General features: G+C 29.6%; 11 protein-coding genes. 1 reads left to right on the forward strand and 10 read right to left on the reverse strand.

Going from position 1 to position 11,835, the window contains the following annotated elements:
- Positions 1–38: 38 nt before the first annotated feature.
- A complete protein-coding gene (gene pth / locus BX611_RS04090; protein ID WP_115878972.1) occupies positions 39–605 on the forward strand; it encodes an aminoacyl-tRNA hydrolase in 567 nt (188 codons plus the stop codon).
- A 48-nt stretch (positions 606–653) separates the two neighbouring features.
- On the opposite strand, the gene BX611_RS04095 is transcribed toward pth, so the two are convergent.
- The 10 genes from BX611_RS04095 to kbl form a co-directional block, all read right to left on the reverse strand.
- Entirely contained in the window at positions 654–1,106 is a 453-nt protein-coding gene (locus tag BX611_RS04095; RefSeq protein WP_115878327.1) for a 6-pyruvoyl trahydropterin synthase family protein, read from the reverse strand.
- Positions 1,107–1,132: 26 nt separating this feature from the next.
- Positions 1,133–1,315, reverse strand: coding sequence for a hypothetical protein (locus tag BX611_RS04100; RefSeq protein WP_115878329.1), 183 nt, complete (start codon positions 1,313–1,315; stop codon positions 1,133–1,135).
- 3 nt (positions 1,316–1,318) lie between these two features.
- Complete coding sequence (locus tag BX611_RS04105; RefSeq protein ID WP_115878331.1) at positions 1,319–2,074, reverse strand: enoyl-CoA hydratase/isomerase family protein; 756 nt, start codon at positions 2,072–2,074, stop codon at positions 1,319–1,321.
- 10 nt (positions 2,075–2,084) lie between these two features.
- Positions 2,085–3,419: an MATE family efflux transporter gene (locus BX611_RS04110; protein WP_115878333.1), complete on the reverse strand. Its 1,335-nt coding sequence runs from the start codon at positions 3,417–3,419 to the stop codon at positions 2,085–2,087.
- Positions 3,412–3,921, reverse strand: coding sequence for a GNAT family N-acetyltransferase (locus BX611_RS04115; RefSeq protein ID WP_115878335.1), 510 nt, complete (start codon positions 3,919–3,921; stop codon positions 3,412–3,414). Before BX611_RS04115 ends, BX611_RS04110 begins: the two co-directional genes overlap by 8 nt.
- Positions 3,918–4,769 carry an alpha/beta hydrolase family protein gene (locus BX611_RS04120; protein WP_181897228.1) on the reverse strand — a complete coding sequence of 284 codons (852 nt, stop codon included), beginning with the start codon at positions 4,767–4,769 and terminating at the stop codon, positions 3,918–3,920. Before BX611_RS04120 ends, BX611_RS04115 begins: the two co-directional genes overlap by 4 nt.
- Positions 4,770–4,778: 9 nt before the next feature.
- Positions 4,779–7,520, reverse strand: coding sequence for a PD-(D/E)XK nuclease family protein (locus BX611_RS04125; RefSeq protein ID WP_115878339.1), 2,742 nt, complete (start codon positions 7,518–7,520; stop codon positions 4,779–4,781).
- Between the two features lie 134 nt (positions 7,521–7,654).
- Positions 7,655–9,019, reverse strand: coding sequence for an OmpA family protein (locus tag BX611_RS04130; protein WP_115878341.1), 1,365 nt, complete (start codon positions 9,017–9,019; stop codon positions 7,655–7,657).
- A 127-nt stretch (positions 9,020–9,146) separates the two neighbouring features.
- The gene (locus tag BX611_RS04135; RefSeq protein ID WP_115878343.1) at positions 9,147–10,508 is read right to left on the reverse strand and encodes an OmpA family protein; all 1,362 of its coding nucleotides are present in this window, start codon (positions 10,506–10,508) and stop codon (positions 9,147–9,149) included.
- Positions 10,509–10,626: 118 nt separating this feature from the next.
- Positions 10,627–11,820: a glycine C-acetyltransferase gene (kbl, locus tag BX611_RS04140; protein ID WP_115878345.1), complete on the reverse strand. Its 1,194-nt coding sequence runs from the start codon at positions 11,818–11,820 to the stop codon at positions 10,627–10,629.
- Between the last annotated feature and the right edge of the window lie 15 nt (positions 11,821–11,835).

Below are 11,835 nucleotides of genomic sequence, written 5' to 3' on the forward strand. Positions count from 1 at the left end.
TATTCGGTTCTAAAAAAGTAGTTTTAAAAGAAGACCTTATGAAAAAATTCTTAATTGTTGGTTTAGGAAATATTGGTGAAAAATACGAGGAAACTCGCCATAATATTGGGTTTAAAATTTTAGATGAATTAGCTTTAAATGAAAAAATTACTTTTGAAAGTGAAAAACTTGGATCTATTTCTAAATTTAGATTTAAAGGGAGAACTTTTATTTTGCTAAAACCTTCAACATATATGAATTTAAGTGGTAAAGCTGTTAAATACTGGCTAACAAAAGAAAATATTCCACTTGAAAATTTATTGGTTATTTGTGACGATTTAAATTTAGATTTTGGAGCAATAAGACTTAAAGCTAAAGGTAGTGATGGTGGCCATAATGGTTTAAAAGATATAAATGCTGTTTTACAAACTCAACAATATGCTCGTTTTAGATTTGGTGTTGGGGCTGAATTTTCAAAAGGTCGCCAGGTAGATTATGTGTTGGGAAAATGGGATACTGATGAAATTAAACAACTTCCCGAACGTTTAGATAAATCTATTCAACTTATAAAATCTTTTGGTACTGCCGGTATAAATATTACAATGAATACTTTTAATGGCAAATAATCTTATAAGATTCTGTAATAACTATAAAATAGTATTTTCCAAAAAATATTAATTATTATCACTCTCATACCATTCGGCATGGGAAGTTCCTGTTTCTTGTAGTTTTAATGAATGTAATTTAATTGTTTCAGGTAATCTTTTTTTGATTTTTTTAGCAAAATCAATCAACATCATTTCACTTGTTGGCTGGTAATCCACTAAAATAACACTATGTCCTCTTTTTTCAAGTTCAGCAGCCAATTCAATATGAGGCGTGTTTTTATTAAAAACAGTAGCGTGGTCAAATTTGTCAACAATTTCAGATAAAACAATTTTTTTTAAGTCTCCAAAATCAATTACCATTCCGTATTTAACATTGGAGGAATCATTAATTGGAGTTCCAATAACCGTAACTGAAAGTTTGTAACTATGCCCATGAACATTTTTACATTTTCCATCGTAGCCATATAATGCATGACCTGTTTCAAAATCGAATTGTTTGGTAATTCTAATATTACTCATTCTTCATTTAGCTTTAAAATTCATAATTAATCATCTAAATCCTTTCTGTTTTTGGCTTTATAGTATACAAAATATGCCAATAAAACCAATACAACAAAAGGCAAATAAGTACCAATAACAACCCCTATTTCGTACCCTTTATCAGGAGCATTTTTTATTTTTTCTTGCACATCAACTTGTTGCAATAACATTATGAAATTTGCTAACATATACTACTTTTTAAATTTTTGAAGCGCATTTTTAGTGAAATCTGACAAAACTAATTTACCGCTAATTTCAGCTCTTTTTTCTAATAATTCATCCCAGTTTTCAGTTCCTTCCCAAAACACTTTTTTTAGTTCTTTTAATGCTGCCAAATTGTACTTTGAAAGTTTATCCGCAAAAATATCCACTTCAAAATCCAGTTCTTTTATTGTTTCAAAAACCTTAGCATATAAGCCTTTTTCTTTTGCCCAATAAGCATTTTGCCAACTAGTTGCATCAAGTGCTAATTCACTAAATGCTGCCAAACCCATTTTACGAGTAACTACTGGAGCAATTACAAACGGGCCAATACCAATTGAAAGTTCAGATAATTTAATAGCAGCCTGAACAGTTGCAAAACAATAATCGCAAGCCGCAGCCAAACCAACACCTCCACCTACTGCCTTTCCTTGAATACGCCCAATTATTATTTTTGAACAGTTACGCATTGCATTTATAACATTTGCAAAGCCCAAAAAGAATTGTTTGCCTTCTTCTAAATTATCAATTTTAATTAGTTCATTAAATGAAGCTCCAGCACAAAAAACGCCTTCTTTTTCACTTTTTAAAACTATGACGTGTACTTCTTTATTGGTACTTAACTCGTTAAAAGTAGTTGCCAATCTTTCCAATAATTCAGATGGAAAAGAATTACTAGCCTGATGATAAAATTCAACAGTAGCGATATTATTTTGAATATGTGTGTATAAACTTCCGTTACTCATAATGCCAAAGTTACGTGTTTTTATGTAAATAGTTATTTCTAAATTTAACTACCAAAATACCTGATCTTAATAACATCCAAACTGTAAAAGCTATCCAAATTGCATACAGTTTTAAATTAAAATAATCTCCAATTAACAATGTTGGGATAAACCCAAAAAAAGTGGCGATTAACAATAGGTTTCTTAAAGTAACAGCTTCCGCCAAACCTTTAAAAATACCATCAAATACAAAAGCTACAGCATTAATTGGCTGCATTAAAAGCACTATCCAAAAAATACTGTAAAACGTTTGTAATACGTTTTTATCTTGTGAAAAAAGCTTCCCTATTTCAACATAAAATACACCACAAATTATTGCTAATAATATGGCTATTATTATAGAGTATCTACTTAATTTTATACTTAATTTCCATAATTTCTGATAATTTTTTTCTCCTAACAGTTTTCCAGAAACAATATTCCCAACACTAGAATAACCATCAATAAAAAAGGCAAAAAATAACCAAATTTGAAACGCTATAGTTTGTGCTGCAATGTAGTTATCTCCATATTTTGTAGCATAAGAATTTGCCAAATACAATGCTACATTTAAAGCAATAGCTCTTATAATTAAATTAAAACTTATTGAAAGTAAATTCTTAATTTCTTTATTAAATGGAAATTTTAATTGATAACTAAAAGGTGTTTTTTTCAACAATAAAATTAATGCTAAAATTGCCATAACAGCCTGTGCAATTACACTTGCCCAAGCAGCACCTTTTACATGCATTGGCGTAATTAACCCTTCAATTCCATATACTAAAATAAAATCTAATCCAACATTTAAAATAGCCCCAACAATACTTATAACCATTGGCCAATAGGTATTTTGCAAACCTCTAAAAACTCCAAAAGCAGAGAATACAAAAAGTGTTAACGGAAATCCAATAGCACGTATTTTATAATAATCTACAGCGTAATTTAAAATTAACCCATCGGCATTGTATAATTGAAAAATCTCATTCACAAAAAATAATGTTACTAAATAAATAACAATACTTAATGCTAAATTTATTGCAATAATTTGTGCTGGTAATGTACCAATTTCCTCTAGCTTTTTTGCTCCCAAATACTTGCCTACTGTAGCTGAAATTGCGGAACGTGTTTGTGCCAAAATCCAAACCAATGCTGAAATAAACGAACCTGCAATACCCACAGCTGCTAATGCCTCGGTTGGGTTTATTTGAATATTACCAACAATTGCAGTATCTGTTATTGATAATAAAGGCTCGGCTATTCCAGAAATTATTGCAGGAATGGCGAGTTTATTAATACCTTTAAAAGTAATATTGGATTCTTTATACATGTAACACTTTTTCGTAACAATAAAATGGGTGTTCACTTTGTTTTGGAAAATAAATGGACTCCAGTTTTATATAATTCCGTTTTTCATAAAATTGCTGATTGCGTATATTTTTACTAAAAGTATCTAACCTAATTGAATCATAATTATGTTCTTTCGCATAGTTTTCAGCAAAATTCATTAATTGCTGCGCATATCCTTTACCTTGATAGTCTGGATGAACAGCCAATCTATGAATATATAAATTAGTGTCATTTTCTGTCAACCATTTTACAGATTTATATTCAACATCTTCAATTTCTGTAAGTGCAATTATGCCAATTATTAGGTTGTTTTCAACTAATTTCCAAAGCTGATTTAATTCAATGTCATTTTTTAAAACTTCTTTTGAAGGATAGTACTCATTCCATTGAAATATTTCATTTTCAATTAAATGTTTTGCACAACTTTTTGTAAGCGAAAAAATAGCATCTAAATTTGATATGTGTACTTTTTCAATTTTCATGTATGCCTTAAAACAAATGCAACACTTAAATTTACAACTTCCTCTAAGTGAATTGGCATTTTATCACTTTCCCAAGGTTGTGTACACCCTAACGGATGGTTCATTTCAGGTATTATAATAAGTTCACTTTTTGGATTCCAAGCATGTAAATTTTTTGCTTCATCAGGTAAAACTACTGCATCATCTTCTCCCTGAATAATTAAATGTGGAATTTTTATTGTTGAAGCAGCTCTTTTAATTGTCAAGCGTTCTATATGCTCTTTAAAACTTTTATAAAACTGAAAATAATGAGGCATTTTTTGTTTTGTTCTTGTATTTTCTATAAAGGAAACACCAGCTTTTTCCCAAAATTCCAATACTTCTCCTTTAGGAAAACGAGCTTCAAAATCAGAAACTCCAGACCAGGAAATAACTTTAGAAATATGCTTGTTTTCTGAAGCTTTTAAAGTTACAATTCCTCCTCCACGAGAATGTCCAATTAAGGTAATATTATTTATGTCAATTTCATTTTTATAATCGGCATTGGTAATTAACCATTCAATTATATTTTCTAAATCATTTAATTCTATAATAAAATTATTTTGCCCAAAAGCTTCTAAATCGGGAAAATCGATAGGGTTTTCAACGGTTCCTCCGTTGTGTGAAAAATTGAATTTCACAAAAAACAAGTTGTTCTTCACAAATTCATTGGCGGCTAAATTCCAAGCGCCCCAATCTTTATAGCCTTTATAGCCGTGACAAAAAATTACAACTGGTTTTTTAATATTGTTTTTAGTGTAAAAAACATCTGTTAAAATTGGCTTATTATGATAGCTACTTTTTACAATTATATTAGGTGTTTTAATCATTCTTATTTTTTAAAATGGTAAATTTTCGTTTTGAATAAATGGAATTTTAGGATTTAAAATTTCTTGAATTAAACTTTTAATTTCATGCATAAAATTGTCAATTCTTTCTTCAGAAACCTGACTGTCCATTCCTCTAAATTTTTCGGAAAAATTCATTTTTAAAAACCCTGCGTTTAAGTTTTTAAATGAAATAATACCGCTCTCTAGTTGGCTTAAATTAATAGTTGAACTTGAGGCGTACATATAAGAATACAACATAACTTGCATTGCTTTTGTGTACTTATAATCTTCTTTAATAACACTAAAATCATTCATTTTTAACTGATTAGCATCTACTTTTCCTGTTTTATAATCAATAATTCTGGTAACACCATCCAATTCATCAATTCGATCAACTATTCCTCTTAAATTTATAGGAAAATCAATTTCTTCAACAATAATTTCTGTATTTAGTTTTGCCTCTAATGCAATAATTTTTAAGGTTTTATTTTGCTTTAACAATTTTAATTCTTGCTTTAAAAAGCGATTAATATGATTTTTACAAACTTCAAAAATTAATTTATTTTTCCCTATTTCTATATTTCCTTTTAAGTAATGTTTTTCAAAATACTTAACAAGTAATTTTTCAGTGTTTTTCTGCATTTCATCAATATTTTCTACTGATAAAAACTTATTGATAAAAGGTTTATACAAATGCTCTAACACATCGTGTATAACTGAACCCATTGTATTGGCTGCAATGGTTTCTTCAACTTCATCATCATCTCTAATTTTCAATATTTTTTGTTCATAAAAACTAACTGGATTATAAATATAGGTTGCTAATGCTGAAGGTGAAATTCCTTGGGTAAAAACTTCTTTTAAACTTTTAATAATGTCTGAATTTTTTTCAATTTCGATTAAAACATCTTCTTCAAGTTGTACTTTAGGACTTATAATTGTTTTTTTAATTGTTGGATTTTTAATTTCAAGTTGAGTTAAAAATCGACTTTTTTCTCCAGCGCCATAACCATCTGTTTCTGTATTATATATTAAATACACCTTTCTTGCTCGTTGTAATAATCGCTGAAAATGATAGGAAAAAATAGCATCTTTTTCTTTGTAAGTTGGCAATCCAAAGTGTTTTTTTACATCAAAAGGTATAAAGGAATTTTCATTTTTATTTCCTGGTAAAACTCCTTCATTAACTGAAGTAATTATAACCGTTTCAAAATCTAACACTCTGGTTTCCAGCATTCCCATTAACTGTAAACCTTGCAGTGGCTCTCCTTGAAAAGATAATTTTTCACTTTTTAATAATGAATTATAAAAAATAGTAAGTGTTTTTAAATCGGAAATATGATTGTATTGGCTGTTTAAGGTTTCTAACTGTTGAAACAACATATAAAAACGATATAAATATTCCTTATCAACACCATCAACTAAATTCTTTAATTCATTAATTAAACTGCTACATTGTTTTATTACATCGTTAACATTATCTGAAAATTTAAACAATGAAAAAATAATAGACAATTGTTCTAAGTCAACATCATCAATATAATTTTTTAATGTTTTTAGTGATAAAAATATATTATTTTCAGTTTTTACTTTTGAAATTATTTTTTGAAGCAATTCACCTTCCAACTTATTTAAAAAAGGGTCATTTAAAAGGTTTAGAATGTCTTTATAGTAAAATTGCTCCTGACTTACCTTATTAAATTTTTGTTGATTTAAATGGAGTTTAAAAAGCTTGTCGAACAAATTTGAAACAGGAATATCTTTTAAAGGATACCCCATTGTAATATTTATATTTTTAACAGTATTTGGGAGTGAATTAAGGGTTAATGATAATAAATTTTCGTCAGCCAAAACCAAGGCTGTTTTATTAAAATTATCAAATTTTGACATTAATTCTCCAACAAATTTTATTTGAGTTATATTTTTTGGAGCTCCAATAAACTCTATATTTTTATCTATTAATTCACTATCATCAATCCATAAAAAGGGATGATTTTTGTAATACGTCCAATTTCTTTTATACTTTCTTAAAAATACACCAGCCTCATTATCCTTATTTAAAAAAGCCTCACTTGTATCCCAATATACGGTAGCTATATTATTATTTAATAACTCCTGAAATATAGTTTCTTCTGCCTTATTTAAAGCATTAAAACCAACAAAAACAACTTGTTTATCAGGATCATTATTTATATAATATTCTAAATTTTCAGTAGCCTCTCTATAAATTAATCCTTGATATCCGAATTTATTGACTTTAAGTGTTTCATACAATGCATTATATAATAGGTTTAAATACTCAAAAAATTGCAGGTAGTTTAAAGCAAGTTTACTAGGGGTTTTATCTTGAAACCAATGATCTAATTTTTTTAAGTCTCTTAAATTTGCAAAGAAATCTTCAGAATTTACTAAATAACTATCAATTTCGTTAAAATCATGTAGTGCTATTGTGGCCCATTGGGAAAATGTTTCAAAAGGTTCTACTATATCTTGCGATAATTCTTTTTTATAAATGCTATAAAACTCGAAAAGCAATTGAGTATTATCTATTAAATTAATGTCAGCCAATTCCTGAATATAATTTTCTATGCTTACTATTTTAGGAAGAAATAAACTTGAAGATGCTCTATTTATAATTTCTTTTTTTAAAAACAAACAAGCACGCTGGCTTGGCAGAACAAAAACTAATTTATTTAAATTGCTGTTTTTAGAAGAAATATCCTCTACAACTTTTGAGATGAATGATTTCATATTTTATATAAAGTATAAAAATATAAAACCCATTTTAATTGAAATAGCTTAAATAGGTATTTATTAAATATATTTTGAGAAAATAAAAAAGCCATTCTAATAGAATGGCTTTTTTAAACTTATAAGTTATGTAATTAATTTACTAATTTAACTTCAACTCTTCTGTTTTCGGCTCTACCAGCTCTTGTATTATTACTTGCAACCGGCATATCTTCTCCATAACCTTTTGCTGTTAAATTATTTGAAGAAACTCCCTTAGTCACTAAATAATTTTTTACAGCATTCGCTCTTTCTTCAGACAATTTCATATTGCTTTTACTATTCCCAACACTATCTGTATGTCCAGATATTGCAAATTTAGCAGTTGGATATTTTTTCATAATTGAAGCAGCTTCATCTAATTTAGAGATAGTTTCAGGTTTAAAAGTATTTTTAGCCGTATCAAAATATACAGTTTTAAATAAATCTTCTAATTTTGCAACTACATCTGCAGTAATCTCTGGGCAACCTTTATTTGCGGCTGTACCAGCAACATTTACACAATTATCATCTTTATCAAAAACGCCATCACCGTCAGTATCAGGCCAAGGACAACCTTTATTTGCTTCAGGACCCGCTACTGCTGGACAAACATCATCTTTATCTACAACACCATCACCATCTGTATCAGGACAACCTTTGTTTACTTTAGTACCTTTATCATTTGGACAAGCATCATCTTTGTCTGTAATTCCATCACCATCTGTATCAGGACAACCATTTAAAGATGCTAAGCCTGCAACATTAGGGCAATCATCTTTTGAATCTATAACTCCATCATTATCACTGTCTGGGCAACCATTATATTCAACTAAACCATAAACTTCAGGACAAGCATCCTCATTATCATATACTCCATCTTTGTCTGTGTCGATTCCTCCAAATTTAATAATTAAACCTGCTGAATGTTGAAAATGTTGTACTATATTGCTTTCAAAAGCATGTTTATATTTAGATTCTAAGTTGAATCCTACATTGTCATTAAACCAAAAGTTTATACCTAAACCTCCGTTAAATGTTCCTGTTCCAAAATTACCCATCCAAACATACCCACCACCAACTGATGCATAAGGATCAAACCATGAGGTTTCTCCAATCATATTGTTTAAATCATATTTTACAGCTCCATCTAATGAAAAATAAGAATCATTACTTACACTGTTATCTCCAATATTTGAAATTGTATTAATCGATCCTGCTGCTTCAATACTAAAACCATCTGCAATATACTTACCTACAGTAACTCTTGAAATAGCTGGAACAATATTATAATGATCCCCTACATTTACAAACTCGTTAAACCAAGACCCATGCCCCATTAACCCAGGATTTGTTGGGTAAAAATCGACTGCATTTAATCCAAACCCAACAGCCCAAGGATTATTATTGTCTTGTGCTTTTAATGAACTAAATCCAATAATTAACACTAAGGTAAATAATGTTACTTTTAAATTTTTCATAATTATATTCTTTTATTAATATTCATTTTATAATTGTAAAGTTAATTTATTTTTTACTAAAAAATAAATTAACACTAAAAAAGCCACTTTTTTAAAAGTGGCTTTTTTAATATTTATTTAAATGAAACTATTTTACTTCATTTATTTCTACCCTTCTGTTGTTAAATCTACCTTCCTTAGTTGCATTAGAATCTATAGGCGATGTTTGACCAAAGCCTTTAGTTGTTAATCTATTTGCACTAACTCCTTTATTAACTAAATAAGTTTTTACTGCATTAGCTCTAGCATTAGATAAATCCATATTTCTAGCAGCAGAACCTGTACTATCTGTATGACCCTCTATTGAGAATCTAAATTGTAAATTTTGATTTTGTTTTAAAATGTCTGCAACATTATCTAAAATAGTTGCAACTTCTGGTCTAATTGCAGATTTACCTGTATCAAAATTAATCCCTTTTGCTGCTTCATTTACAGTTTCTTGATCTACAAATATTTCTGGGCATCCTTCATTAGAAGCAGGACCAGGAACTTCAACACATCTATCAATTATATCAATAACTCCATCTTCATCAGTATCTTTATAAGGACATCCTGAATTTCCTTTTGGACCAGGAACGTCAATACAAGCGTCATCTCCATCAGCAACACCATCTCCGTCTGTATCAGGACAACCGTGTAAAGTTTTTAAACCTGCAACTTCTGGACATTTATCTTTAGAATCTTGAACACCATCTCCATCTGTATCAGGACAACCTTTAAATTCAGCTAAACCTGCAACTTCTGGACATTTATCACAACAATCCATAACACCATCGTTATCGATATCTGTATCAGGACAACCCCCAAATTCAGCTAAACCAGCAACTTCTGGACATTTATCATCTTTATTGTTTACACCATCACCATCATTATCCTTGTTTCCAAATTTCCAAGTTAAACCTAAAGAGTGTTGAAACATTTTAAAGTCTACTGGAGTATTTACTTTTTTGTAACCTGATGTAAAGTTAATCCCTACATTATCACTAATCCAAGCATTAAAACCAGCTCCAAGATTTAAGCCTAAACCATTTTCAGCACCAACCCAGTTTTCACCAAGACCAGCATAAAGAAATGGATCAAACCAACCTGTTTGTCCAAATGCATTATTTAAATCATATTTAACATTTAAATCTAAACCAAAAAATGTTACATCTGATCCAGCTCCCCAAGGCCTATCAACTTTATTCATAGCTCCGGCTAATTCTAAACCAAAACCTTTTCCTATATATCTTGCTACAGACACTCTACTCAACCAAGGAATAACGTTCACGTTATTTCCATCAAATTTGTACGATCCAAAATATCCGGAAGTTGCATCAGAAGCAGTACTAATATCAATAGCATTGGTTCCAAAAGTTAACATCCATGGGTTTTCTTTGTCCTGAGCATTAGCGTTGCTATAGGATGCAATTAATAACAAAGCCAAAACGGCAATTTTTAAATGTTTCATTTTCAATAAATTAAATTAAATGTTCTTTTTATTTTTAAAGTAAAATAAGCTACCTTTACATAACTAATGTAGCAAATTTACAAAATATTCTTAAATAGAGGACAATATTATAATAAATCTAAATAATTTTCAACTTTTCACCAACATTTATGAAGGCTGATAAGGCTTTATCTAAGTGTTTTTTGTTATGTGCAGCTGATAATTGAACTCTTATTCTTGCTTTTCCTTTTGGCACAACAGGGAAAAAGAACCCTATTACATAAATTCCTTCTTCTAAAAGCATATTAGCCATTTCTTGTGAAAGTTTAGCATCGTATAACATAACTGGTACAATTGCTGAATCTCCATTTACAATATCAAACCCTGCTTTTAGCATTCCTTTTTTAAAGTAATTAGTATTCCATTCTAACTTATCTCTTAATGAAGTATCTTCAGCTATCAGTTCAAACACTTTTAAGGAAGCACCTACAATTGCGGGAGCCAAAGAATTAGAAAACAAATAAGGTCTAGAACGCTGGCGCAGCAATGCTATTATTTCTTTTTTACCCGTGGTGTAACCTCCCATTGCACCTCCTAAAGCTTTTCCCAAAGTTCCAGTAACAATATCAACTCTTCCCATTACATTTTTTAATTCGAGAGTTCCTCTACCAGTTTTTCCAATAAAACCAGCAGCATGACATTCATCAACCATTACCATTGCATTGTATTTATCTGCCAAATCACAAATTTTATCTAAACTTGCAACAATTCCATCCATTGAAAAAACACCATCGGTAACAATAATTTTAAAACGGTGTTCTTGTTTATTTGCTTCAATTAATTGAGCTTCCAAGGAAGTCATATCATTATTTTCATATCTGTAACGAGCTGCCTTACATAAACGAACGCCGTCAATAATTGAAGCATGATTTAATGAATCTGAAATTATTGCATCCTCTTGTGAAAATAATGGTTCGAAAACACCTCCGTTAGCATCAAAAGCTGCAGCATATAAAATAGTATCTTCAGTTTGATAAAATTCAGCAATTTTTTGTTCCAACCTTTTGTGTATGTCTTGGGTTCCACAAATAAATCGTACTGATGACATTCCAAATCCATGAGTATCCATGGTGTCTTTTGCTGCCTGGATAACTTCTGGATTATTAGATAATCCTAAATAGTTATTTGCGCAAAAATTAATTACCTCTTCACCTGTATTAATTTTTATAACAGCATCTTGTGATGAAGTTATAATTCGTTCAGATTTATACAAGCCTGCATTTTTTATTTCTTGCAGTTCTTTTTGTAAATATTGCTTTATATTTCCGTACATAATTAGTTAATTTTT

Source organism: Lutibacter oceani (assembly GCF_003384935.1).
Classification (GTDB): Bacteria; Bacteroidota; Bacteroidia; order Flavobacteriales; family Flavobacteriaceae; genus Lutibacter; species Lutibacter oceani.